Raw genomic sequence first — 24,224 nt, forward strand, 5'->3', positions numbered from 1 at the left:
AAAAAACGTCGGAGCGAGCGCAGCTCGCGATGCGCCGCAGGGCGGCGCTCGATCTCCCAGCCACCGCAACTCGCCCGCCATACACCCCGGCGCCACCCCCAACCCCTCACCCGCAAGACCAATATCGTAAAGTTCCAATCTTGAATTTTTTTATTAAGTCAAGAACCACCCTGTTCAAATCCCTCCATGCGTGCTACAACCTGATTAAGCAATGATCTAGCTGCTTGATAACGAAGGGAAAAATATGACGAAGTCGGAGCTGATCGAACGTATTGTCACCCATCAAGGGCTGCTTTCGTCCAAGGACGTAGAGCTGGCCATCAAGACCATGCTTGAGCAGATGTCACAATGCCTTGCCACTGGGGACCGCATTGAAATTCGCGGCTTTGGCAGCTTCTCGCTGCACTATCGCGCGCCGCGCGTAGGCCGCAACCCCAAGACCGGCCAGTCGGTCAGCCTCGAAGGCAAGTTCGTCCCGCACTTCAAGCCCGGCAAGGAATTGCGTGATCGGGTAAACGAAGAAGACGAAGCCGAAGCCTGATCAACCAAGGAGCCATACAATGCGTAACCTGAAGCGCGCCTTTACTCTACTGTTCGTGCTGCTGCTGGCAGCCGTGGTGCTGTTTTTCGTGCTGGAAAACCAGCAGGCCGTAGCCCTCACCCTGTTCAGCTGGACGGCCCCCGCTGTGCCGGTCGCTGTGGTGGTGCTGGCCGCTCTGGTCGTAGGCTTGGCAATCGGCCCACTGTTGGGTGCGTACGGCGTACAACGCAGCAAACGCAAGATCAGGGCATCAGCCCGGGAAGCTGCCCTGAACGGTAATTAAGGAAGTTTCCTACCCTCTTTTAGGAAACGCCCACCTTTGCATGCGCTGGCTGAAATGGAGTAATTGCCCCCTTCGTTTTCGGCCCCAGCGAGCGCGCCCCGCATGGAATTCCCAAGCCTCTCCCACCATGGAGCAGTCCGTGGTGTCACCGGCTCGTGTCACCAACTGCACCTTGCTACCGGTGTAAGCCTGCTGGTCGACTGCGGCCTGGAGCAGGGCGCCGATGCCATACCGCAGGCGGACGCCGCAGCGCTCACATTCGATATCAATAGCGTATGCGCGCTGATCATCACCCATGTGCACCTCGACCACGTCGGCCGCATCCCCGCGCTGCTTGCCGCGGGTTACCGCGGGCCGATACTGTGCAGCGAGCCCTCTGCCCAGCTGCTGCCACTCGTACTTGAAGACGCCTACAGGCTGGCTATCAGCAGTGACCCTGCCCATGTGTCCAGGTACCTCGAGCTGGTGAGCACCCTGCTTGTGCCACTGCCATTTGAACAATGGCACCCAGTGCTGGAACAGCCTGACATAAGCTGCCGGGTTCGCCTGCAGCGCGCAGGCCACTTGCTGGGTTCGGCCTACGTGGAATGCGATATCCAGTACGGCCAGGCCAGCCGGCGTTATGTGTTCTCAGGCGACCTCGGCGCGGGCAACAACCCGTTGCTGCGCCCTCTGCAGCCACCGGGGCGGGCAGATGTGCTGGTGCTGGAAAGCACCTACGGCGACCGCCTGAACCCGCACCCCAGCCACCGTGTACACAGGCTGGAAGCCGCTATCGACCGGGCATTGGCGGACCAGGGCACCATTCTGATCCCGGCTTTCAGCCTGGGCCGCACCCAAGAGCTGCTCTACGAATTGGAAGACGTGCTGTACCGCAAAGCGCTGTTGGGCAGGGAAGGTGGTTCTCCAGACGGCGAGCCCGTCGATTGGTCGCAACTGCCCATCATCCTCGACTCGCCATTGGCCCAGCGCATCACGGCCGTGTATCGAGAACTACATGCATTCTGGAATGAAGAGGCGAGGGCGCGGCGTGCTGCCGGCCGTGACCCGTTGGCCTTCGGTCAGCTGATCTGCGTGGATACCCATGCCCGCCACCAACAGGTGGTCAATTACCTGAAAAGCACCGGTCGCCCGGCCATCGTGATTGCCGGCAACGGTATGTGCTCGGGTGGGCGAATCGTCAATTACCTCAAGGCCATGCTTGGCGATCGGCGGCATGAGGTGATGTTCGTCGGGTATCAGGCCAGGGGTACGCCAGGGGCGGTGATACAGGCCTTGGAAGGCTCCAATGGCGTTGGGCAGGTTGATTTGGACGGGGAGAGGCATGAGGTCAAGGCCAAGGTCACCACCTTGAGAGGGTATTCAGGGCATGCTGATCAGGCAGGGTTGGTGGCCTTTGCCACCGGCCTGTCTGTTAAATCTGAGGAAGTCGTGCTCGTGCATGGAGAAGCCCAAGCCAAAAACCAACTTGCACGGGTACTGCGCCAGCGTTTGCTGGCGCTAGGCAGGCCAACCAAGGTAAAAATCGCAACATAAGCGCCCTGCGCAGGGAACGATGACGGCAGGTGCTGTCTGATAGTCACCACGGATCAACACCCTTCGCCAGCCCAGGCGAAATGCTTGCATAAACAGGGCTTGCAGCCCGCACGGGTCACAGGCGCTGGGCAAGCTACAAAGCGGTTTCTCTGGTATTCTAGCCCGTGATGCTTGCGTCTTGAGCTAATGGATAGCCAGGGATTTCACACGCTGGGCGCGTAACTTAGCGACGTTGCACTGTGCGCAGTGCCGATCAGAATTAAGACTCATGCCGGTCACTTGTCAATGATCATCAAGTGGCTGTTAAGGACCCGAATATGGAATTGATCCCGGTAATTCTATCCGGTGGCGTTGGCAGCCGTTTGTGGCCCGTTTCCCGTGAGGCTCACCCAAAGCCGTTCATGACCTTGCCCGATGGGCAAAACCTCATTCAGAAGACCTTCCTGCGCGCGTCCAAGCTCGACGGCGTTGCTGAAGTGCTTACCGTCACCAATCGCGAACTGCTGTTCAAGACCGAAGACGAATACCGCGCGATCAATACCCAAGGCCACCCTCAGGGCTACATCCTTGAGCCGTTTGGCCGCAACACCGCCGCCGCTGTGGCCGCCGCAGCATTGCAACTGCATCAGGCTCACGGTCCCCAGGCCTACATGCTGGTGCTGGCAGCCGACCACCTTATCCAGGACGAAGCTGCCTTCTCCCAAGCGGTCAGCAAGGCTGTGCACCTGGCCGAGCAGGGCTGGCTGGTCACCTTCGGCATCAAGCCTCAGTACCCTGAAACAGGCTTCGGTTACATCGAGGCGGCTGCAGATGGCGCGCTGGACGGTGGGCTGAAGGTGGCACGTTTTGTCGAAAAGCCCGACGCCCCCACCGCAGAGGCCTACGTGGCAGCTGGCAACTACTTCTGGAACGCCGGCATGTTCTGCTTCCAGGTTGGCACGGTCATCGACGAGTTCAAGGCCCATGCGCCCGATGTGCTCGAAGCCGTGCAACTCACCCTTGAAGCGTCGCGCCAAACTACGGGCAAAGGCTACAGCTGCCTTGCCCTGGATGCAGACACCTTCGCCAACGTCCCGGATATTTCCATCGACTACGCCTTGATGGAGCGCTCCCGCAAGGTGGCCACCATTCCGTGCGACATCGGCTGGAGCGATATCGGCTCCTGGAACGCGGTCAGCGAACTCACCCCGCCAGACGAAGCCGGCAACCGATTCGAAGGCGAAGTGGTCGCGCACGGTTCCAGCAACAACTACGTCAGCACTGAAGATCGCCTGGCGGCGCTGGTCGGTGTACAGGATCTGTTGGTGGTCGACACCCCCGACGCCCTGCTGATCGCCCATAAAGACCACGCTCAAGACGTGAAACATATCGTCAAGCGCCTGAAAGGCGATGGCCACTCTGCACACCTGCTGCACCGCACCGTGCACCGCCCATGGGGTACCTACACTACCCTGGAAGACGGCGACCGCTTCAAGATCAAGCGCATCGTGGTCAAGCCAAAGGCATCCCTGTCCCTGCAAATGCACCACCACCGCAGCGAGCACTGGATTGTGGTCAGCGGCATGGCCGTGGTGGTCAACGATGACAAGGAACTGATGCTCAACACCAACGAGTCCACGTTCATCCGCGCCGGCCACCAGCACCGGTTGCAAAACCCAGGCGTGATCGACCTGGTGCTCATCGAAGTACAAAGCGGCGACTACCTCGGCGAAGACGACATCGTCCGCTTCGAGGACAACTACGGTCGTTGCGACGCCTGAGTCCAGGCTCTCCCGTCGGCCCGTCGTTGCCATCCCTGGCACCGGGCCGGTCTTCGGTCGCCCCCATCGCCGGCTACCCCTGTTCAGATCGTTGACGCCAAGGCATCAACGCACCGAGTGAGACCCATGTACCCACCTATTCAGACCCGTTGTTTCAAAGCCTACGACATCCGCGGCCAAGTGCCTGCCGACCTCAATGATGACGTGGCCTACCGTATCGGCCGCGCGCTGGTGGCCCAGCTTGGCGGCCGCACTTATGTGGTGGGGCGCGACATGCGCCTGGAGAGCCCGGGTTTGGCCCTGGCCTTGATCAAGGGCCTGACCGAAGGCGGGGCCGACGTGATCGATATCGGCCTGTGCGGTACCGAGGAAGTGTATTTCGCTACCAGCCATCACCAGGCCGATGGCGGCGTGATGATTACTGCCAGCCATAACCCCAAAGGTTACAACGGCATGAAGCTGGTGCGTGAGCAGTCGCGCCCGATCAGCGGCGACACCGGGCTGAACGACATTCGCCAGCGTGTCGAAGCAGGTGACTTGGGTGAGCCTGCAGCAACTGCCGGCAGTGTGCGCGAAGCGTTCGACAAGACGGCCTACATCGACCACTTGCTCACCTACGTAAACGTGGCATCGCTCAAGCCGCTGAAGGTGCTGGCCGACCCGGGCAACGGTGCGGTTGGGCCTGTGATCGAACTGCTCAAGGCACGCCTGCCGCTGGATATCACCATCATCAACGGCGAGCCTGACGGCAATTTCCCCAACGGCATCCCCAACCCGCTGCTGCCTGAAAACCGCGACCTGACCCGCCAGGCAGTGCTGGATACCCAGGCGGCCATGGGTATCGCCTTCGACGGTGACTTCGACCGGTGCTTCTTCTTCGACGACAAAGGCCGTTTCATCGAGGGCTACTACGTGGTTGGCCTGCTGGCCGAAATGCTGCTGGCCAAACACCCAGGCAGCAAGATCATCCACGACCCGCGCCTGACCTGGAACACCATCGAGCAGGTTGAAGCGGCTGGTGGCGTTGCCATCCAGAGCAAGACCGGCCATGCCTTCATCAAAGAGCGCATGCGCGCCGAAGACGCCGTATACGGCGGTGAAATGAGCGCCCACCACTACTTCCGCGACTTCGCCTACTGCGACAGCGGCAATATCCCATGGTTGTTGGTGGCTGAGCTGATGAGCGTTACCGGCAAGACCCTTGCCCAGTTGGTAGATGAGCGAATCGCCAAGTTCCCGTGCAGCGGCGAGATCAACTACGAGGTGGCAGATGTAAAAGGCACTATCGAAAAGATCCTGGCCCATTACCTGCCGCAAAACCCCACCGTCGACCGCACCGACGGCATCAGCGTGGAGTTCGCCGATTGGCGCTTCAGCCTGCGTGGGTCCAACACCGAGCCGCTGCTGCGCTTGAACGTTGAGAGCCGCGGGAATGATGCACTGGTCGCGCAAAACGTCGCGCAAATCGCCCGTTTGATTCAAGGATAACTATGTTAGGCATGTTTCGGGGCGTCTGGGATTACCGGGGCTTCATCCTCACATCCATCAAGAACGAGTTCATCTCGCGCTTCGCCCGCAGCAAGCTGGGTGGCCTGTGGATGATCATCCACCCGTTGGCGCAGGTGGCCATTTATGCGCTGATTCTGTCCAACGTGCTGGGTGCGCGGTTGCCCGGTATCGACAACAAGTACGCCTACGCGCTGTACCTGATTGCCGGTATCCTGGCCTGGAACCTGTTTGCAGAAATTGTCGGGCGTTGCCTTACCGTGTTCATCGAACAGGGCAACCTGATGAAGAAGATGCGCTTCCCGCGCATTGCGCTGCCCGTAATTGTGGTGGGCTCGTGCCTGCTCAACAACCTGTTGTTGTTTATCGCCGCCATGATCATTTTCGCCCTGCTGGGCCATGCGCCCAATGCGCAGATGCTTTGGTTGCTACCGCTGACAGTGGTAGTGGTAGCGTTTGCGGTAGGGTTGGGCCTGGTACTGGGCGTGCTGAACGTGTTCTTGCGTGACATAGGGCAGGTAGTGCCGATTATCATGCAGGTATGGTTCTGGTTCACGCCCATTGTCTACTCGGTCAACATTGTGCCCGATTACCTCAAAGGCACGTTGGACATAAACCCGATGTACGCCATCGTCACTGCCTACCACAACGTGCTGGTCTACAAACTCGAGCCGAACATTACCGAGCTGGGCGTCACGGTCGCCATCGCCCTCGGCCTCATGGGTCTAGGGCTGTTCCTGTTCCGCAGGGCTTCTGCAGAGATGGTGGACTCGCTATGACACTCATGTCCGTTACCAACGTAGGCAAGGCCTACCGCAGTTACCGCTCTGAATGGCAGCGCATTGCGCGCTGGTGCTACCTGCCGGTCAAGGCCAGCAGCGAGCACTGGGTGCTCAAGCACATCAGTTTCAATATCGAAGCCGGTGAAGCCATCGGCCTGGTCGGCCAGAACGGTGCAGGCAAATCGACGCTGCTGAAAATGATCACCGGCACCTTGCAGCCCACCGAAGGCACGGTGCGTGTCAACGGTCGTATCGCTGCCATTCTTGAGCTGGGCATGGGCTTCAACGCCGAGCTTAGCGGGCGCCAGAATGCCTACCATGCGGCCGGCCTGATGGGCTTTTCCACCGAGCAGATCGACAGCGTGATCGACGATATCGAAGCGTTTGCCGAGATCGGCGAGTACTTCGACCAAACCGTGCGCACCTATTCCAGCGGCATGCAGATGCGTGTGGCCTTTGCCGTAGCCACTGCCTTCCGCCCCGAAATTCTCATCATCGACGAAGCGTTGTCGGTGGGTGACAGCTATTTCCAGCACAAAAGCTTTGGCCGCATCAAAGAGTTCCAGCAGGCTGGCACCACGCTGCTGATCGTGTCTCACGACCGCGCCGCCATTCAGGCGTTGTGCAACCGGGCCATCCTGCTGGACGGCGGCACCGTCATCAAGGACGGGCCGCCCGAAGAGGTGATGGATTACTACAATGCCCTGATCGCCCAGAAAGAAAACGCCACGGTCGAAGTGCAGACCCTCGAGAACGGCGCAGTCCAGACTCGCTCGGGCAGTGGCAAGGCCAGTATCGAGGGTGTCTCGCTTTTCAACGCCCAAGGCGCGGCCGCCGAATACGTGACGGTGGGCGAAGACGTCTGCCTGACGGTGGGCGTGGCCATCAACGCCCCATTGCCCGAACTGGTGGTGGGCTATGTGATCAAGGACCGCCTGGGCCAGGATGTGTACGGCACCAACACCCACCACCTGGGGTGTGCCCGCAAGGACCTCGCGCCGGGCACGCAGCTGTCGTACCGTTTCCGCTTCCCCGCCAACCTGGGCGTGGGTTCTTATTCCGTCGCCGTCGCGCTGCATGCGGCCGATGCCCACGTGGTGGACAACTACGAGTGGCGCGACCTGGCCTTGGTGTTCAACGTCGTCAACGTTTCGGAAAGTACGTTCGTAGGCCTTGCCTGGATACCTCCGACCGTGGAGTGCAGTAATGGATAGTCGATTCTACAGGGCGTTCGAAGACCGCCACCGCGGCTCCCGGGCGCTGATCGCCAGCCGCCTCGAAGTCTACCTACCGTTTTTGGCACCGCTCAAAGACCTGTACTCCCAGGCCGGCGTGCTGGACGTAGGCTGCGGCCGTGGCGAGTGGCTGGAAATGCTGATTCGCGAAGGCTACGACGCCAGCGGCGTGGACCTTGACGAAGGCATGCTCGAAGCCTGCCGCGAACTGGGCTTGCCGGTGCGCACCGACGATGCCCTCAACGCGCTGCGCCAGTTGCCCGATGCCAGCCTGATCGCCGTCAGCGGCTTTCACATCGCCGAGCACATTCCCTTCGCCGTACTGGAAGAAATGGTTGGCGAAGCCATGCGGGTGCTGCAACCCGGCGGCTTGCTGATCCTGGAAACGCCCAACGCTGAAAACGTGGTGGTTGGCACCAACAACTTCTTTGTCGACCCCACCCATGATCGCCCGATCCCCAGCCTGCTGCTTTCGTTTTTGACGGAGTTCAAAGGCTTTGCTCGTTCCAAGGTGCTGCGCCTGCAGGAAGCCCCGGACTTGCACGACCCAGGCCGCAAGCTAGGCGTCATGGATGTTCTGGCCGGGACCAGCCCGGATTACGCCGTGGTAGCGCAAAAGCAGGCCCCAGAGGATGTGCTGGCAGCGTTCGATGCCCCGTTCGATCAGGCGTACGGCGTTGCGCTGGACGAATTGGCTTCGCGCTATGACCAGGTATTGGAAGGCCGGCTGAATACCCTCGAGAATCAAATGGCAACAGAAGTACACGATATACTCGGCGCCCTCAAAGCCGAGCAGGCCGAGCGGGTGCATTTGCTTGAAGCAGGCTTTGCACGGGAGCAGGAGCGTTTGCAGGGGCAGTTGGTAAGCGAGCTTGAGCGCTTGCAAACGCAACTGGACAACGAGCGGCTGCACTCGCAGCATGAGCTGGATCAAATGCGCGAGCAGGCAGACGACTTACGGCTGCAGATCAATGCCTCGCTCAGCAACGCGCACAACTGGTACCTGCGCGCCACTGCCCTGGAGCAGCAATTGACGGCGTTGCACAACAGTAAGGTGTGGCGTGCAACAATGCCGGTGCGTCAGGTAGGCCATCTGGTCAAACACCCGCGAAATGCTGTTGCGGCAGCCAAACAGGCCCTGCGCCGTATTGCCCCCCATGCACGCCTGTGGCTGGCGCGCCGCCCGGCCGTAGAGCGCAGGGTCAGGTCCTTGGTTCGACGTAGCCCGTGGCTGCATGCTGCACTGCGTGACCTGTTGAAAGTAGACGTGGCTGCAGTGCCTGTAGAGGCCAACGACCCACAGCACGGTCTGATCGACCATGCTCCATTGACCCCACGGGGGCGTCAGATCGAAAGCGCGCTCCGTGCTGCCGTGACCAAGGGCCAGAAGTAATGCGTATCGTAATTGACATGCAGGGCGCGCAGACCGAAAGCCGTTTCAGGGGCATTGGTCGGTACACCATGGCGTTCGCTCAGAGCGTTGTGCGTAATCGAGGCGGGCATGAGGTTTATCTCGTGCTCAACGGTATGCTGAACGAGAGCATCGAGCCCATCCGCACGGCGTTCATCGGCCTGCTCCCGCAGAGCCACATCCGGGTTTGGTACGCTGAAGGCCCCGTTGCGGACAGCCACTCGAACAACCTGGCGCGTCGCCAGACGGCGGAGCACGTCCGGCAGGCGTGTATTGATGCACTCGAGCCGGATGTAATCCATGTAACCAGTTTCGTGGAGGGCTACATCGACGATGCAGTGATCGGCAGTGCTGCACTGCATGAGCATGCGTTGGTCAGCGCTACCCTGTATGACTTGATTCCTTTTGTCAGCCCACAGCAATACCTTGATGGCAACCCTGCTTACAAAAGCCACTACCTGGCCAAGGTCGCAGCGTTCCGGGACTTCGATTTGTTGCTGTCGATCTCAGACTTCGCTCGCCAGGAAGCGCTGGCTCTGCTGCACCTGACCGAAGAGAAAGTGGTTAACGTCTCAACCGCTGCTGATGACGTGTTCTATCCGGTGACGCTCGCCCATGAAGAGCGTACGGCGCTGCTGAAACAATTTGGCCTGCGCGAGCCCTTTGTTCTCTATACAGGCGGTGCAGATGAGCGCAAGAACCTTCCTCGCCTGATTGAGGCCTTCGCGGCAGTCAAACCCAACGTTGGCAGCACCCAACTGGTATTTGCCGGCAAGATGCCGGAGTACTATGTGAACCTTTATCGTCAGCATGGCCTCGACCACGGGTTAGCAGATGACGATTTGGCGTTCACCGGTTACGTCAGCGACGCCGAGCTCCGTAGCCTGTACAGCCTCTGCGAGCTCTACGTATTCCCGTCCTGGCACGAAGGTTTCGGGCTGCCGCCACTGGAGGCCATGAAATGCGGCGCACCTGTGATCGGTGCCAACGCCTCCAGCGTGCCGGAGGTGATCGGCTGGGATGCGGCAACCTTCGACCCGCATGATCCGGCGTCCATTGCCAGCAAGCTGGAACAAGCGCTCTTGGACGATGCCTTCCGCAAAGCCTTGACTGCACATGGGGCAGAACGTGCCGAGCACTTCTCGTGGGATCGCACAGGGCAGGCTGCAATCGAGGCCTTCGAGCACGCAGTGGCCGAGCGCGAAGTCAGCAAGCTACCCGTCGAGCAAGAGCGTGACCACCTACAGCGGCTGATTGAAACACTTAGTACGAGTGCGCCGCTGCTCAAGGGTGAAGTCTGCGTGGAGCGCCTGGCCAAGGCAGTGGATTACTCTGTCCAGCAGCCGTCGAGTGTGCCCAATCTGTTCGTCGACATTTCCGAGCTGTGTAAACACGACGGCAAGAGCGGTATACAACGTGTGGTGCGAAGCATCTTGCTTGAGTGGCTGGTCAATCCGCCTTCGACGTACAAGGTGGTGCCGGTGTACACGAAGGCCGGGGAGCCTTTCTACCGTGAGGCTTCGTTATTTACGGCCAAGTTCCTGGGGCAGGAGCCGGGGGAGGTGTTGCAGGACGAGGTCATCAGCTACCGTGCCGGCGACGTCTACCTTGGTCTCGATCTGTTGATGGACGTGCTGCCGCATAAAAAAATCTACTTCAATGCGATGCGCGACCACGGTGTCAGCATACTGTTCGTGGTCTACGACCTGCTGATTCTGCAACTACCGCACTGCTTCGTCGAAAGCCTGCACGAACATTATGAAAAATGGATCCACACGGTAGCCGAATACGATGGGGCCATCTGCATTTCCCAGGCCGTAGCGGATGAGTTGCATGACTGGCGGCTGGAACACATGCCACCGCGTCAGCGCCCGTTCCACATAGGCGCATTCCATTTAGGGGCGGACCTGGACCAATCTGTGCCGTCGTTGGGGTTCCCGGAAGACCCCGCCATGCGGTTGGAGGCGCTGGAAGACAACCCCACGTTCCTCATGGTAGGTACATTGGAGCCCCGTAAGGGGCATGCGCAGACGCTCGATGCCTTTGAGCAGCTATGGGCCGATGGGGTCCAAGCTAACCTCGTGATCGTAGGTAAGCACGGCTGGCTGGTTGATGAACTGGCGCAGCGGCTTACCCACCACGCAGAACGCGGCAAACGCCTGCTGTGGTTATCGGGCGCCAGCGACGAGTACCTGGAGCATCTCTATCAGGCATCTGACTGCCTAGTGGCCGGTTCTTACGGTGAAGGTTTCGGCCTGCCGTTGATCGAGGCCGCGCAACACAAGCTGCCCATCATTGCCAGGGACCTTCCGGTGTTCCGGGAAGTGGCGGGTGATAATGCATGGTACTTCGAAGGCACTCACACAGAAGAAATTGCCCAGAAGATCAAGCAATGGCTGGGGCTGTTCGAAAAGGGCGAGCACCCTCAATCCACTGACATGCCATGGTTGACATGGAAAGCCAGCGCAAAACAGCTGGTGGATGCAATAGATAAGTGCGCGTTCTAACGCGCCTATAACACACAGACTGGGGCGTTTTTAAATGGGTTCACGGTTGGGTTCCACGGGGAGGACGGGCCTGGCGTTAGCGTTGGCTATCGCCGTCTGGTTCGTGTGGCATCATTTTCCTGCGGGTTTCATTGCCGGTACATCTACATACTGGCAATCGGAAGTCGACGACGTTACGCAATATATCTCTGGCTTCCATGCATTCTTCAATGCGCCTTTCGGGTATCCGCTGCTGGCTTTTGACAGCATCAATTACCCGCAGGGCACGCGCGCGACGTTCATGGATACCATTCCGCTGTATGCGCTGCTCCTGAAACTGGTGGTGCCCTCGTCATATGCACCCTTCAATCCCTATGGCGTATGGGTCGGCTTGGCGTTTCTGGGCCAGGCCGTCTGTGCCTGGTGGATACTGCGCGAGCTGGAGGTCAAGTCCTGGTTGGCACTGGTGGCACTGGTTGTGTGCCTGCTGATCTTCCCGGCCTTTACAGCGCGCGTGACGCATATTTCGCTGATGACGCACTGGATCATCCTGGCGGCCATCGCGCTTTACTTGCGTGGGCAGCGCCTGGGGCAGGTACCCGTGGCGGGCTGGACGGCACTGCTGGTGGCCGGCTTCTACATCAACATCTACCTGTGCGTGATGGCGAGCGCGATCTACGTGGCTAACTGGTTGGCCAAGCCGCGTGATTATCGATGGCTCGATGTGCCCAGGGCGCTGTTGCCCTTCGTTATTATCGGCGCCAGCCTTTGGGTCACCGTTTTCCCCATGGACTCGACGAACGTGGCCAAGGAATCCGGTTTCGGCACGTTCTCCATGAACTTGCTGGCACCGTTTGCAGGTGGCAAGTTCTTCCCTATTGAAAACGCAGAAATGCCCGGCCAGTACGAAGGCTTCAACTACCTGGGCCTCGGGGTATTGCTGGGGCTGCTGGCCGGCCTGGTACTGGGCGGGCGCAGGGCACTGAGGTGGGCGGCGGATAACTGGCCGCTGGTTTTGGTGATGCTCGGGCTCACCCTTTATGCGCTTTCCGACACCCTCTACTGGGGCACCCACCAGGTGCTGGTGGTGCATTACCCCGCATTCATGGAGGCCATCACCACGCAGTTCCGGGCGTCTGGACGGTTCTTCTGGCCTGTGGGGTATGCGCTGACCATCGCGGCCATCGTATTGCTGTACCGCAGGCTGCCAAAACCTGTCTTCGCACTGGCGATGCTGGTGCTGGTCGTGGTTCAGGTGGCTGACATGTCCATACAGCGCCACCGCTTGATTGATGGTGCCAAGCGCCCGGCAACGCCCATCTTGACCCAGGCTGCGTGGGACGCACAGATAGCGGACGGCATCCAGTATCTGTATTTCTTCCCCAAGTTCCGCTGTGGGCGCTCGGACATGATCCTCAGTACGCTGATGCCGACCATGCGTTATGCCGTCGAGCATGGGCTCAAGATCAACACCGGCTATGTGGCACGCGCCAACTCCAATTGTGCAGTGGAAAGCACCCAGGCCGAGATTGTCGGCTCGGATGCACGCCACTCCCTGTACGTATTCGTCAAGGGCGATTTCCCTGAAGTGGGCCAAGTGCTGGCGCTGTTCCCAGCCGACAGGCAGCCCCAGTGCAGCGAACTCGATTATGCCCATGTGTGCAAGTTTGACGCGAACAAGGAGCGCCACTGATGAGCGAACCCAGGCGCGTGTTGTCGCTGATCTCACCGTTCTACAACGAAGAGCGCGGTGTTTGCGCGTTTTTCGAGCGTGTGGACGCGCTGTCGAAGACATTGGCGGATCGCTACGGTTTGGAGGTGATCGCGATCAATGACGGCAGTAAGGACCGGACGTACGAAGAGCTGCTCAAAGCCCAGGCGGTTTACCCCTATGTAACGGTTGTTGACCTGTCGCGCAATTTTGGCAAAGAAGCCGCGCTTTCGGCCGGCCTGGACTTTGCGACCGGCGATGCGGTCGTGCCTATCGACTCCGACCTTCAGCATCCCCCTGAAGTGGTGCTTGAACTCGTTGCCAAGTGGGAGGAGGGCGCCGAAGTAGTGCTAGCCAAGCGCGTGGATCGGCGCACCGACCACGCGGTGCAGAAGTTCACCGCCAACGGTTTCTACAAGCTGCACAATTCCATATCGGATATTCACATACCCGCTGACGTCGGCGATTTTCGGTTGATGGACCGCAAGGTGGTCGATGCGCTGAAAAAGCTTCCGGAAAGCCGTCGCTTCATGAAGGGGCTGTTTGCCTGGGTAGGTTTTCGCACCGCCACCATCGAATACCAGGTGGCGCCACGCAGCACCGGCAAGACCAGCTTCAATACCTGGAAACTCTGGAATTTTGCCATCGAAGGCATTACCAGCTACAGCTCAGCCCCCCTGCGCATATGGACCTACCTAGGCTGTGCGGTATCGGCCATGGCCTTTGTATATGCGGTATACCTGCTGATCAAGACCCTGTGCTTTGGCGCAGATACGCCCGGCTATGCATCCTTGATGATCACCATCCTGTTTGCTAGCGGCGTACAGCTGATCGGCATAGGGGTGCTTGGGGAGTATGTAGGGCGGATTTTCGTCGAATCCAAGCGCCGCCCGGTGTACGTCGTACGCGAAGTGATCAAGACCGACCCATGATCATTCCGGGCAAGTACTACCAGTTTCTGCGTTTCGCGCTGGTCGGTGTGGTCAACACGGCGGTGCATGCCGGTGTGGTGATCGGCCTGATGGAGACCCTGGCGCCCCCGGCAGCCGTGGCCAATGCGTGTGCATTCATCGTGGCCAACGTGATGTCCTACTGCATCAACAGCCGGTTTACCTTCCGTGTACCCATGAGCTGGCTGGGATACCGGCGCTTCTTGCTGGTCTCACTCGTGTCGCTGGGCCTGACGTTGCTCATCACGTCGTGGGTCGAGTACATGGGTTGGCACTATGGCGTGGGCCTGGTGATGGTGGTGTTCATTGTGCCCGTGCTCAACTTCATGGTGATGAAGCTCTGGGCATTTGCCCCGGCCAAGTCATGACAGCGCCGCGGTGCACCTACGCCCACAGCAACGAACATTTTTTGGAATACGTAACAGGACTCAAACTATGACAATTGGCCAGCAAGAACACCTTTCGCCTGGCAGCGTACCAACTGGCGAAGATCGCGCTACCAACATCGCCGTCGTGATCCCTTCTTATAAAGTGATAGCCCATATCCTGGGCGTTATTGCCGAAATTGGGCCGGAGGTTGAGCGCATCTACGTTGTGGATGATTGCTGCCCAGAAGGCTCCGGCCGTTATGTCGAGGAACACGCTACCGACCCGCGTGTTGTGGTACTGCGCAACCCGGAAAACCAGGGCGTGGGCGGTGCGGTGATGACCGGTTACCAGGCTGCAATCCAGGATGGGATGGACATCATCGTCAAGATCGACGGTGATGGCCAGATGGACCCAGGCCTGCTGATGAACTTCGTAACGCCCATTCTTGAGGGTACGGCTGACTACACCAAGGGCAACCGGTTCTACGACCTGGAAGAAATCCGGGCGATGCCCAAGATTCGCCTGTTTGGCAACGCTGTTCTGTCGTTCATGACCAAATTTTCCTCCGGCTACTGGGACCTGTTCGACCCTACCAACGGCTACACCGCCATTCACCGTGACGTTGCCCGCCACCTGCCGTTTTCCAAGATCAGCCGCCGCTATTTCTTCGAGACCGACATCCTGTTCCGGCTTAATACCCTGCGCGCGGTCGTGGTGGACGTGCCCATGGACGCCAAGTACGGGGATGAAGTCAGCAACCTGAAGATTTCCAAGATTGTGGGCGAGTTCCTGGCCAAGCACGTGCGCAATTTCGGCAAGCGGATCTTCTACAACTACTACCTGCGTGACATGTCGCTGGCGTCCCTGGAGCTGCCTGCTGGCCTGCTGCTACTCATATGGGGCTTGGTCTTCGGCCTGTCTCACTGGGCGTCGTCCATTTACACCGGGGTCGCCAACTCTGCCGGTACCGTCATGCTGTCGGCCTTGCCGATATTCCTGGGTATCCAGCTGATCCTGGCGTTCCTGGGGCAGGATATCGCCTCAGTGCCCAGAAGGCCTTTCCACCTATCGCGGTTGAAATCCAAGTTCAAGGCAGGTAAGCGCCCATGATGTATGCCATTGCAATTCTGTGCGTTGTGGGTATTGCGACCGGTCAGATCATGTTCAAGCTCAGCGCGACCGCGCTGCAGCGCGCCGGCACGATCTTTGACCTGAAAACCCTGATGATTCTGGGGGCTGCATTTGCGCTGTACGGTGTGACCACCATTGCCTGGGTGTGGGTACTGCAAAAGATCGAGCTAGGGAAAGCCTACCCACTGATGGCGTTGGCATTCGTGCTCGTGCCCATTGGCAGCCATTTCATTCTGGGGGAGCGGTTTCAGGTCCAATATTTCATCGGCGTCGCGTTCATCATGTTCGGTATCGTATTGGCCGTTAAGTCCTGAGTGGTTGCACATGCATCAGATTATGCAAATGAATAGCAGTAAAAGGGATAGGGCAGTATGAAGTTGATAGACAGGTCGCACCTCAATGCGCCCGTTGCAGTTGCGGCGATCATGGCATTGGCCTTCGTGCTCCTGCTGATGCGGTCGAGCGGTATCTACCCCACCGTCTTCGGCGACGAGTACACATACAGCTCAATGGCACGTGTGCTACCGCTGTCGAGTGCTTCCATACCCAATTACCTTTACCTGAGCATCTACAAATCCACGTTGATGTGCGGTGACGGGTTCATGGGGTGCACCAAGCTGCTCAACGCCTTGTTCTTCGTGCTGGCCTCGCCGTTCATTTTCATGGTGGCGCGCCGGTATTGCAGCGCCCGTGCATCGGTGCTGATCGTGGCTTTGAGCATGCTCGGCCCCATCAACGGCTATACCACGTATTTCATGCCTGAGGCGCTGTTTTACCTCACGTTCTGGATGAGTGCCTGGTACTTCCTGACACTGGCTTCGACCGCACCCTGGCAACAATGGGCGCTGCTCGGTGTGCTGATGGGCTGTTCGTCCTTGGTCAAGCCGCACGCAATGTTCGTTATTCCGGGCTTTTGCCTGTGCATCGCTTATTTTGCTTACAAAGACCTGGACCGCTGGTTTGTTACAGCGCTGAAAAATGCCGTTGTTTTCGTCGGTGTGATGATGCTCGTCAAGTTCGGCTTCAGCTACCTGGTAGCAGGCAAGGCGGGCCTGACATTGTTCGGCAACTTTTACGCCACGACGCTTGAGTCCAGCGCCTCCAGCCTGGACCGATACCTGGCCATCCTTAGAACCGCGCCCACCATCGCTGCCGGGCATCTGTTGGGCAATGCCGTGATGTTCGGCTGCGCTTTGGCGGCCATTATCACAACCAGCATTGCCACGTTGAAAACTCGGGAGATTGGCGAGAACGGCAGGTTCGCTTTCTTCACGCTGTTTTTGCTGCTGAACCTGATTGCCGTAGTGGCATTGTTCTCGGCTTCCGTAGCGGGTACCAACGCGGTGGAAACCGCCTTGCGCCTGCACATGCGCTATTACGACTTCCTGTTCCCCCTGCTGTTCATCGCCGCAGGTGCCGAACTGGCAGGTACCCAGCTCACGGCGCATCGCTACGTGCGCTGGGCCGTCGCGATCGTAATCATGGCCGCCGTGTTGTATGCAGGCATCACACGCATGCACCCGTTCACACTGAGCTTCATTGATAACCCTGAGCTGCGCGGCTTCACGTTCCGCAAAAAGCTGTTTGTTGTGCTCGCCCTGCTCTCGTTGATCAGCTTGATCCTGTGGTGTACCAAACCGCGCAAAGGCACACAGCTGTTTCTGTTCATCTACCTGCCGCTCTCCATACTGGTTAGCACCGTATACGCCAGCATTTCGTTGCTGGAGCGCAGGCACGCCGACGCCTACGACAAGGCCGGGATGTTTGCCCGTCAATACCTGCCGGTGAGCGAGCGGCCGCACCTGTTGGTGGTGGGGGATAACCCGGCGTCGATATTGCGCGCGTTGTTCTGGGTGGAAGATTTGAATGCCGGGCCAGACTTGTCTTATAAGCCCGGCGCAATCTACACGGCCGATCAATCGCCGGCTGACAAGAAATGGATCTTGATAGTGGGGGACGTCGAGGTTGCCAAAGGTGACTTCAAGGTCCTTCAGCTCAACGGTTTCTCGCTGGCGAGGAAGTTGCCCAAGGTTAGCCCGCTGGTGCTCGACTTCCGAACGCAGATCAACATGGAAGCGGTAGAGCTGGTTCGTGGCTTCTCCTATCCCGAGAGCTGGGGGGCTTGGTCGAATGCCGACACGGTCACGCTGCAATTCGCTCGGCCACTTCCCAAAGCCTTCGTACTGGAGATCAATGCCAAGGCATTTGGGCCTAACCAAAATCAAAACTTCGAGGTCAAGGTCGATGACCGCCGGTACCCACTAAGACTCAGCGCTGAAGTGGAGCCGTATAGCGTGAAGGTCGACAACCCCGACGAAGTCAACAAACTAACGATCAAGGTGCCGCAGGCCACATCGCCGGAGCAAATGGGCATGAATGGTGATAAGCGCTTGTTGGGGATCGGTATTCGGCAGATCGTGATCCGGGAAGTGGAGTAGGGCCGCTGGGAAGGTACCTGCCTGCTCTGCGTGGCAGGTACCGTCCGTGTGCTGGTCATGCGCATTGTGTACTGGCCTGGGCAGGGTGGTTAATAGCCTACCCAGTCAGCGCGCCGCTTAATTTGCCATGCCAGCCTCTGCATCATCCATCAGGGTCTTGGCCAGCGCGCCAAGGTAATACGCTGCCCAAACCAGCTTGGGGTTCTCATCCATCAAACCACCGATGGTGAGCTCCTGCGCATAACCCATCAGCTCTGACGCTTGCGCCCGGGCATGCTCGCAAGGTATGCCCGGTTCGATACAAAACAGCGGTTGAGTCTGTTGCTCGCCTTGGTAGAACTTGGTCTTGCCGACGGTGAAGCCGTTAGGTTCTGTAGTCACTGTTCAACCCCCTTGATCATTCCGCGCACTCCAGTGGAGTGGGCTTGCCCGCGACGGGCTCGCCCAGTCAGTCAACGCCTGTGCGTCAGTGCAAGGCCCCAGCTCCGTTTGGCATCTGTACCTGTATCAGCGCCGACTCCAGCAGAGCCCGTAGCGCCTCTATCTCATGCATAGATGCCATCATCAGAATCGATGCCGGTGATTTGGGCTGTTGTAGCAGTGCCTGATGGGCGACGGTTGCGGCGCATAGCGCGTAGTCCGTGGCTTGGATCAGGGTGTCTTCCAGGGAGAGGATTTGGTGGGGTGGGTCGGGGACGATCTTTAGCATTGCGTATGTCCTTCTAATGATGCGACCTCCTTCTGCTGTCAAACAGTAGGGTGGCAGCTGTACGTGGGTTGACAGACCGGCGGACATAGCAAGTTCCGGCGCACGCAAGCGTGCCCGCACGTACAGCCGCCATAAAGGACGAGCTGTTGTCTATGTACCGTCACAGCCTGTCAAAGCCGGGTCGTTGATGTGCAACGACTGGCCGAGACTAGGTGGCTTCATGGCTGGCCGCAACGGAAAATAGGGAGTGATAGTGTGTTTGGGAAATGGACTACAAGGAAGGGGAAAATTCTGCGTTTTAGATAGCGATCCAATCATTTGCGGCGGCGTAGCGCAGCTTATGATTACGCTGACGCCATTAGCACGACCAGAGGCCTGAAAATGTCAGCTGCCACGCTTTGCACCGCGTACTGAAGCCCTTAGAATTCATGCGTTCGCCACTAATCAAATCCTTCACGGAAGAATATGAATCACCTCAATATCGCCAAGCAAGCACTTATCGCCCAGGCACGCGCCGTCAACGAACTCGCTGATCGATTGAACGGTGAGTTCCAAAGTGCTGTGGAGCTTCTTCTGAGCTGTCAAGGTCGCGCTGTAGTGTGCGGTATGGGCAAATCAGGTCTGATTGGCCAAAAAATGGTCGCGACCTTCGCCTCCACCGGCACCCCTAGCTTCTTTTTGCACCCTGCGGAGGCCTTCCACGGTGACCTCGGCATGTTGAAGCCCGTGGATGTAGTGATTCTCATCAGTTATAGCGGCGAAACTGAGGAAGTGATCAAGCTCATCCCAAGCCTCAAGTCATTCGGCAACAAGATTATTGCCATGACAGGCAATGGCAAATCCACCTTGGCGACGCACGCCGACATTTGGCTTGATATCTCGGTTGAACGTGAGGTTTGCCCAAATAATCTGGCACCGACCACATCCACTTTGGCAACGATGGCCATGGGTGATGCGCTCGCGGTGGCGTTAATCGAAGCCCTGCAGTTCAAACCTATGGATTTTGCACGTTACCACCCCGGGGGTAGCCTTGGCCGTAAACTGCTCACCCGGGTAAAAGATGTGATGCACTCACCGGCCCCGGTTGTAACGCGGGTTACCGGATTCCACGATTGCCTGTTGGTGATGACGCGTAGTCGTCTTGGCTTGGCTGTTGTATTGGAAGGGGATCAGTTGGTGGGTATCGTGACTGACGGTGACCTGCGCCGTGCGCTGCTGGAAAACCAAGGCGTCACTCAGGAAACCGTCGCGCAGTTCATGACCGGGAAGCCGCACACCATTCTCGAGAGCGCGCAGCTCTCCGAGGCGGAGGCTTACATGCTGGACAATAAGATCAGGGCTCTGGCGGTCACCAGCGCGGAGGGTGCAGTAGTAGGCGTGGTCGAAATCTTCGATTAGTCGTTATCTCGACCACACCAAGTGATCACTTCAATCGAAGTGCTCTGCCTTGCTCAACGATACGCCCAAGCAATCCTTAGCGGAGAGCGAGGGCGTGTAATCGATAGGCCATTCGATCGCGATTTCCGGATCATCCCAAGCGATGCAGCGCTCGCTTTGTGGTGAGTAGAAGTCGGTTGTCTTGTAGAGAAACTCTGCCGTCTCGCTCAGCGTGACGAAACCGTGGGCAAACCCTGGCGGGATCCACAACTGGTTATGGTTTTGCGCGGACAACACAGCGCCCACCCATTTACCGAAGGTAGGCGATGAACGGCGGATATCAACCGCGACATCAAATACCTCACCCTGCACCACGCGCACCAGCTTGCCCTGAGCATGGGGCGGCAACTGATAGTGCAAGCCGCGCAGCACGCCCTTTGTCGAGCGGGAGTGGTTGTCTTGCACAAATGCTGCTTGCTGGCCGGTTATTTCGCTGAACGCGCGCGCGTTGAAGCTCTCGTAGAAAAAACCTCGCTCATCACCGAACACCGTTGGCGTGAACAGAAAAACGTCGGGGATGGCCAAAGGTATCGCTTTCATTAGAAGACCTTCTCTTTAAGCAGATTTTTCAGGTACTGGCCGTAGCCGTTCTTGAGCAGTGGCTGTGCCAGACGCTCAAGCTGCTCGGCATTGATCCAGCCGGCGCGATAGCAGATTTCTTCCGGGCAAGCGACTTTGAGGCCCTGGCGGCGTTCCATGGTTGCGATGTATTGGCTAGCGTCCAGTAAGCTGTCGTGGGTGCCGGTGTCCAACCATGCGTAACCACGGCCCATGATCTCGACATGCAGTTGCTCTTGCTGCAGGTAGAGATTATTCAGATCGGTAATTTCAAGCTCGCCCCGTGCGGACGGTTTCAAGTCACGGGCCAGGTCGACAACCTGGTTGTCGTAGAAGTAAAGGCCGGTCACTGCGTAGCTGGATTTCGGTACGGCGGGCTTTTCTTCGAGCGACAGCACACGACCCGTCTCGTCGAATTCCGCTACACCGTAACGTTCAGGATCCTGCACATGGTAGGCGAATACCGAAGCACCCGCGTTGCGCTTACCAGCGTTCAGCAGCAGCGACTGGAAATCGTGACCGTAGAAAATGTTATCGCCCAGCACCAGTGCCGAGGGATCGTTGCCGATGAAGTCAGCCCCGATGGTAAATGCCTGCGCCAGGCCATCCGGGCTCGGCTGCACGGCGTAAGTCAGATTGATGCCCCACTTGCTGCCGTCGCCAAGAAGCTGCTCGAAACGCGGCGTGTCTTGCGGGGTGGAGATGATGAGAATGTCGCGAATACCTGCCAGCAGCAAAGTGCCCAGCGGGTAATAGATCATTGGCTTGTCATAAACAGGCAGGAGCTGCTTCGAAACAGAAAGCGTTGCTGGGTGCAGACGCGTTCCGGAACCACCAGCCAGAATGATCCCTTTACGATTGGTTGTGTTCATTTGTTCAGAGCTTCCATGAGCATACGGGTGACACCACTTTGCCAGTCAGGCAAGTGCAGCGTGAACGAGTTGCAAAGCTTGGCGGTATCCAAGCGTGAATTCAACGGGCGACTGGCCGGGGTAGGATATTCGGTAGTAGCAATCGGATTCACGGCTTCGACCATGAGATCTTCGCCATGATTCCGCGCGAACTCAATAACATAGCTGGCGTAGGCATGCCATGTTGTTTCGCCCGACGGAGCCAGGTGGTAGACCCCAGCCAGATCCGGCTTGTGCCACGCCTGCTGCAGCGCCAATACGGCCACATCCGCAAGCAGATCTGCGCCCGTAGGCACACCGACCTGATCCGCGATGACATTAAGCATTGGACGGTCCTTGGCCAACCGCAGCATGGTCTTGGCGAAGTTGTTACCTCGCGCAGCGTACACCCAGCTGGTGCGGAAAATCAGATGCTTGCAGCCCGAAGCCTGTATCAGTTGTTCGCCCTCGAGCTTGGTCGCGCCGTAATAGTTGACCGGCGCAACGCTGTCGGTTTCGCGCCACGGGGTAGTGCCTGTGCCGTCGAAAACGTAGTCGGTTGAGTAGTGAACCAACCATGCATCCAGACGCTTGGCTTCTTCCGCCATTACCTGGCTAGCCAACGCGTTCACAGTATGGGCAGTCTTGCGTTCGCTCTCAGCTTTATCCACTGCCGTGTAGGCGGCCGCGTTGACAATCACTTGTGGCGATACAGCGCTAATGGCGGTCCGAAGGCTGTCGAGATCTGACAAATCACCTTTCAGTTCACCATAGGGTGTGGAGGCTGGGTGGCGGTCGAGTGCTACAACCTCACCGAGGACGCTCAGCGCGCGCTGCAGCTCCCAGCCTACCTGACCATTTTTACCGAGCAGCAGAATTTTCATGCTTGGCCTGTACGCGTGGCGTAGTTATTGTCAATCCATTGCTGGTAGCTACCGCTTTTGACGTGTGCAACCCACTCAGGGTTGTCCAGGTACCATTGAACGGTCTTGCGAATGCCCGATTCGAAGGTTTCTTCCGGGACCCAACCTAGTTCGCGCTGGATTTTGCTCGCGTCGATTGCATAACGCAGATCGTGGCCTGGGCGATCTTGAACGTAGGTCAGCAGTTCAACATGGGGGCGGAATTTGGAGTCAGGGCGCAGTTCGTCAAGCAGTGAGCACACCGTGCGCACCACCTCGATGTTCTGTTTCTCGTTGTGGCCGCCGATATTATAGGTTTCACCTACCTTACCCTCGGTCACCACTTTATAGAGTGCACGGGCGTGATCTTCAACGTACAGCCAGTCGCGGATCTGATCGCCTTTGCCGTAGATAGGCAGCGGTTTGCCTTCCAGGGCGTTCAAAATCACCAGCGGGATCAGCTTTTCCGGGAAATGGAACGGTCCGTAATTGTTCGAGCAGTTGGTCACCAGCGTCGGCAGGCCGTAGGTGCGCGCCCAAGCGCGGACCAGGTGGTCCGAGCTGGCCTTACTGGCCGAGTAGGGCGAGCTTGGCTGGTAAGGGGTGGTTTCAGTGAAGAGGTCCTCTGGGCCTTCCAGGTCGCCGTAGACTTCGTCGGTGGAGATGTGGTGGAAACGGAAGGCAGCCTTGCGGTTATCCTCCAGCGAGCTCCAGTAACCACGCGCCGCTTCAAGCAATACGTAGGTGCCGAGGATGTTAGTCTGGATGAACTCTGAGGGGCCGGTGATTGACCGGTCGACGTGTGATTCAGCAGCAAGATGCATAACAGCGTCAGGCTGGTGCTCGCGGAAAACGCGGTCCAGCCCAGCGCGGTCACAGATGTCGATGCGCTCGAATGCATAGCGATCGCTGTGATCGACCGACTGAAGGGACTCCAAATTGCCTGCATACGTGAGCTTGTCCACGTTGACAACAGAGTCTGCGGTGTTGGAAATAATGTGTCGCACGACTGCCGAGCCAATGAAGCCGGCACCACCTGTTACTAAAATCTTCACGAGAGTTTTCTACCTTGACGTTCTGATAGGAAGTGAGAAACCCGGCGTATTCGATACGCATATGGCTTGTTTAAAAACAAATCGTGCCAAAGTATACCCGATCGGCGACTCACTTCGACAACGTCAGTAGCAGTCAATTCCGCTCGGTTAGCAACTAATCACGACACTGGCGCTATGCGTGGGTTCAGTCAGTACTGAGACGTTGCTTGCCAAGGGGGGTGACATCCATCAGGATTCACGACCCTGCCTCAAATTACGACGCCCGCCCCTGTGGCTGACGTCTTACCTGCTGTTTCGCCTAGGTGACAGGGCATTTGTAGATCAATCAGAAATCAACCTATCAGCACCTTTGTTGAGATCGCCCATGCGTATGTAGTCCATGAGAATGACAAGAGAGTAGGCGCATACGAAAAGAACAAAAAACTGACGTAAATTTGACGAGGGATGACAAGCTGTGCCAGAGAATTGCAGCTGTATCTAGGCCCAAAAAATGTTCTGAGATTGCTGGCTTAAACGTTGCCAGTTCTAGGAATG

23 protein-coding genes are annotated in these 24,224 nt (G+C 58.2%); 17 read left to right on the top strand and 6 right to left on the bottom strand.

Going from position 1 to position 24,224, the window contains the following annotated elements:
* The 16 genes from IAE33_RS24655 to IAE33_RS19705 form a co-directional block, all read left to right on the top strand.
* Positions 1–215, top strand: a 215-nt coding sequence (locus tag IAE33_RS24655) for a hypothetical protein (RefSeq protein ID WP_236406988.1), incomplete at its 5' end; no start/stop codon positions are given.
* Between the two features lie 29 nt (positions 216–244).
* Positions 245–541 carry an integration host factor subunit beta gene (ihfB, locus tag IAE33_RS19635; RefSeq protein WP_003252675.1) on the top strand — a complete coding sequence of 99 codons (297 nt, stop codon included), beginning with the start codon at positions 245–247 and terminating at the stop codon, positions 539–541.
* Positions 542–560: 19 nt separating this feature from the next.
* Positions 561–824: a lipopolysaccharide assembly protein LapA domain-containing protein gene (locus tag IAE33_RS19640; protein ID WP_201164726.1), complete on the top strand. Its 264-nt coding sequence runs from the start codon at positions 561–563 to the stop codon at positions 822–824.
* Positions 825–926: 102 nt separating this feature from the next.
* Positions 927–2,360, top strand: coding sequence for an MBL fold metallo-hydrolase RNA specificity domain-containing protein (locus IAE33_RS19645; protein ID WP_201164727.1), 1,434 nt, complete (start codon positions 927–929; stop codon positions 2,358–2,360).
* A gap of 317 nt (positions 2,361–2,677) precedes the next feature.
* On the top strand, positions 2,678–4,120 hold the full coding sequence (locus IAE33_RS19650; RefSeq protein WP_201164728.1) for a mannose-1-phosphate guanylyltransferase/mannose-6-phosphate isomerase: 1,443 nt from the start codon (positions 2,678–2,680) through the stop codon (positions 4,118–4,120).
* A gap of 126 nt (positions 4,121–4,246) precedes the next feature.
* Entirely contained in the window at positions 4,247–5,608 is a 1,362-nt protein-coding gene (locus IAE33_RS19655) for a phosphomannomutase (protein ID WP_201164729.1), read from the top strand.
* A 2-nt stretch (positions 5,609–5,610) separates the two neighbouring features.
* Entirely contained in the window at positions 5,611–6,405 is a 795-nt protein-coding gene (locus IAE33_RS19660) for an ABC transporter permease (protein ID WP_201164730.1), read from the top strand.
* A complete protein-coding gene (locus IAE33_RS19665) occupies positions 6,402–7,622 on the top strand; it encodes an ABC transporter ATP-binding protein (RefSeq protein ID WP_201164731.1) in 1,221 nt (406 codons plus the stop codon). The genes IAE33_RS19660 and IAE33_RS19665 overlap by 4 nt, the downstream gene beginning before the upstream one ends.
* On the top strand, positions 7,615–9,036 hold the full coding sequence (locus tag IAE33_RS19670) for a class I SAM-dependent methyltransferase (RefSeq protein ID WP_201164732.1): 1,422 nt from the start codon (positions 7,615–7,617) through the stop codon (positions 9,034–9,036). The genes IAE33_RS19665 and IAE33_RS19670 overlap by 8 nt, the downstream gene beginning before the upstream one ends.
* Entirely contained in the window at positions 9,036–11,561 is a 2,526-nt protein-coding gene (locus IAE33_RS19675) for a glycosyltransferase family 4 protein (RefSeq protein ID WP_201164733.1), read from the top strand. The genes IAE33_RS19670 and IAE33_RS19675 overlap by 1 nt, the downstream gene beginning before the upstream one ends.
* Before the next feature lie 34 nt (positions 11,562–11,595).
* The gene (locus IAE33_RS19680) at positions 11,596–13,233 is read left to right on the top strand and encodes a DUF6311 domain-containing protein (protein WP_201164734.1); all 1,638 of its coding nucleotides are present in this window, start codon (positions 11,596–11,598) and stop codon (positions 13,231–13,233) included.
* Entirely contained in the window at positions 13,233–14,183 is a 951-nt protein-coding gene (locus tag IAE33_RS19685) for a glycosyltransferase family 2 protein (RefSeq protein WP_201164735.1), read from the top strand. Before IAE33_RS19680 ends, IAE33_RS19685 begins: the two co-directional genes overlap by 1 nt.
* Entirely contained in the window at positions 14,180–14,569 is a 390-nt protein-coding gene (locus IAE33_RS19690) for a GtrA family protein (RefSeq protein ID WP_201164736.1), read from the top strand. The genes IAE33_RS19685 and IAE33_RS19690 overlap by 4 nt, the downstream gene beginning before the upstream one ends.
* A 67-nt stretch (positions 14,570–14,636) precedes the next feature.
* Positions 14,637–15,680 carry a glycosyltransferase family 2 protein gene (locus tag IAE33_RS19695; RefSeq protein WP_201164737.1) on the top strand — a complete coding sequence of 348 codons (1,044 nt, stop codon included), beginning with the start codon at positions 14,637–14,639 and terminating at the stop codon, positions 15,678–15,680.
* Positions 15,677–16,015, top strand: a complete 339-nt coding sequence (locus IAE33_RS19700; protein ID WP_201164738.1) for an EamA family transporter — start codon at positions 15,677–15,679, stop codon at positions 16,013–16,015. Before IAE33_RS19695 ends, IAE33_RS19700 begins: the two co-directional genes overlap by 4 nt.
* A gap of 57 nt (positions 16,016–16,072) precedes the next feature.
* Complete coding sequence (locus IAE33_RS19705) at positions 16,073–18,139, top strand: ArnT family glycosyltransferase (protein ID WP_201164739.1); 2,067 nt, start codon at positions 16,073–16,075, stop codon at positions 18,137–18,139.
* Between the two features lie 117 nt (positions 18,140–18,256).
* Here the strand turns inward: IAE33_RS19705 and IAE33_RS19710 are convergent, their stop codons facing one another.
* Together IAE33_RS19710 and IAE33_RS19715 are read right to left on the bottom strand one after the other, a co-directional pair.
* Positions 18,257–18,520, bottom strand: a complete 264-nt coding sequence (locus IAE33_RS19710) for a DUF3077 domain-containing protein (protein WP_201164740.1) — start codon at positions 18,518–18,520, stop codon at positions 18,257–18,259.
* 85 nt (positions 18,521–18,605) lie between these two features.
* A complete protein-coding gene (locus IAE33_RS19715; RefSeq protein WP_201164741.1) occupies positions 18,606–18,848 on the bottom strand; it encodes a hypothetical protein in 243 nt (80 codons plus the stop codon).
* A gap of 465 nt (positions 18,849–19,313) precedes the next feature.
* Between IAE33_RS19715 and IAE33_RS19720 the strand changes: the two genes are divergently transcribed.
* A complete protein-coding gene (locus tag IAE33_RS19720) occupies positions 19,314–20,246 on the top strand; it encodes a KpsF/GutQ family sugar-phosphate isomerase (protein ID WP_201164742.1) in 933 nt (310 codons plus the stop codon).
* Between the two features lie 30 nt (positions 20,247–20,276).
* On the opposite strand, the gene rfbC is transcribed toward IAE33_RS19720, so the two are convergent.
* The 4 genes from rfbC to rfbB are packed head-to-tail and all read right to left on the bottom strand — an operon-like array spanning position 20,277 to position 23,690.
* On the bottom strand, positions 20,277–20,825 hold the full coding sequence (gene rfbC, locus IAE33_RS19725) for a dTDP-4-dehydrorhamnose 3,5-epimerase (protein ID WP_201164743.1): 549 nt from the start codon (positions 20,823–20,825) through the stop codon (positions 20,277–20,279).
* Positions 20,825–21,715 (bottom strand): glucose-1-phosphate thymidylyltransferase RfbA, encoded by an 891-nt coding sequence (gene rfbA, locus IAE33_RS19730; RefSeq protein WP_201164744.1) that lies wholly within the window; start codon positions 21,713–21,715, stop codon positions 20,825–20,827. The genes rfbC and rfbA overlap by 1 nt, the downstream gene beginning before the upstream one ends.
* A complete protein-coding gene (gene rfbD, locus IAE33_RS19735; RefSeq protein WP_201164745.1) occupies positions 21,712–22,617 on the bottom strand; it encodes a dTDP-4-dehydrorhamnose reductase in 906 nt (301 codons plus the stop codon). The genes rfbA and rfbD overlap by 4 nt, the downstream gene beginning before the upstream one ends.
* Entirely contained in the window at positions 22,614–23,690 is a 1,077-nt protein-coding gene (rfbB, locus tag IAE33_RS19740; protein WP_201164746.1) for a dTDP-glucose 4,6-dehydratase, read from the bottom strand. Before rfbB ends, rfbD begins: the two co-directional genes overlap by 4 nt.
* Between the last annotated feature and the right edge of the window lie 534 nt (positions 23,691–24,224).

Source organism: Pseudomonas sp. S60, from assembly GCF_016647865.1.
GTDB lineage: Bacteria > Pseudomonadota > Gammaproteobacteria > Pseudomonadales > Pseudomonadaceae > Aquipseudomonas > Aquipseudomonas parafulva.

Bases quoted from the DNA above. Each gene is read 5' to 3' on its own strand.
- ihfB (WP_003252675.1), top strand. From the start codon at position 245: ATGACGAAGTCGGAGCTGATCGAACGTATTGTCACCCATCAAGGGCTG.
- IAE33_RS19640 (WP_201164726.1), top strand. From the start codon at position 561: ATGCGTAACCTGAAGCGCGCCTTTACTCTACTGTTCGTGCTGCTGCTG.
- IAE33_RS19645 (WP_201164727.1), top strand. From the start codon at position 927: ATGGAATTCCCAAGCCTCTCCCACCATGGAGCAGTCCGTGGTGTCACC.
- IAE33_RS19650 (WP_201164728.1), top strand. From the start codon at position 2,678: ATGGAATTGATCCCGGTAATTCTATCCGGTGGCGTTGGCAGCCGTTTG.
- IAE33_RS19655 (WP_201164729.1), top strand. From the start codon at position 4,247: ATGTACCCACCTATTCAGACCCGTTGTTTCAAAGCCTACGACATCCGC.
- IAE33_RS19660 (WP_201164730.1), top strand. From the start codon at position 5,611: ATGTTAGGCATGTTTCGGGGCGTCTGGGATTACCGGGGCTTCATCCTC.
- IAE33_RS19665 (WP_201164731.1), top strand. From the start codon at position 6,402: ATGACACTCATGTCCGTTACCAACGTAGGCAAGGCCTACCGCAGTTAC.
- IAE33_RS19670 (WP_201164732.1), top strand. From the start codon at position 7,615: ATGGATAGTCGATTCTACAGGGCGTTCGAAGACCGCCACCGCGGCTCC.
- IAE33_RS19675 (WP_201164733.1), top strand. From the start codon at position 9,036: ATGCGTATCGTAATTGACATGCAGGGCGCGCAGACCGAAAGCCGTTTC.
- IAE33_RS19680 (WP_201164734.1), top strand. From the start codon at position 11,596: ATGGGTTCACGGTTGGGTTCCACGGGGAGGACGGGCCTGGCGTTAGCG.
- IAE33_RS19685 (WP_201164735.1), top strand. From the start codon at position 13,233: ATGAGCGAACCCAGGCGCGTGTTGTCGCTGATCTCACCGTTCTACAAC.
- IAE33_RS19690 (WP_201164736.1), top strand. From the start codon at position 14,180: ATGATCATTCCGGGCAAGTACTACCAGTTTCTGCGTTTCGCGCTGGTC.
- IAE33_RS19695 (WP_201164737.1), top strand. From the start codon at position 14,637: ATGACAATTGGCCAGCAAGAACACCTTTCGCCTGGCAGCGTACCAACT.
- IAE33_RS19700 (WP_201164738.1), top strand. From the start codon at position 15,677: ATGATGTATGCCATTGCAATTCTGTGCGTTGTGGGTATTGCGACCGGT.
- IAE33_RS19705 (WP_201164739.1), top strand. From the start codon at position 16,073: ATGAAGTTGATAGACAGGTCGCACCTCAATGCGCCCGTTGCAGTTGCG.
- IAE33_RS19715 (WP_201164741.1), bottom strand. From the start codon at position 18,848: ATGCTAAAGATCGTCCCCGACCCACCCCACCAAATCCTCTCCCTGGAA.
- IAE33_RS19720 (WP_201164742.1), top strand. From the start codon at position 19,314: ATGAATCACCTCAATATCGCCAAGCAAGCACTTATCGCCCAGGCACGC.
- rfbC (WP_201164743.1), bottom strand. From the start codon at position 20,825: ATGAAAGCGATACCTTTGGCCATCCCCGACGTTTTTCTGTTCACGCCA.
- rfbA (WP_201164744.1), bottom strand. From the start codon at position 21,715: ATGAACACAACCAATCGTAAAGGGATCATTCTGGCTGGTGGTTCCGGA.
- rfbD (WP_201164745.1), bottom strand. From the start codon at position 22,617: ATGAAAATTCTGCTGCTCGGTAAAAATGGTCAGGTAGGCTGGGAGCTG.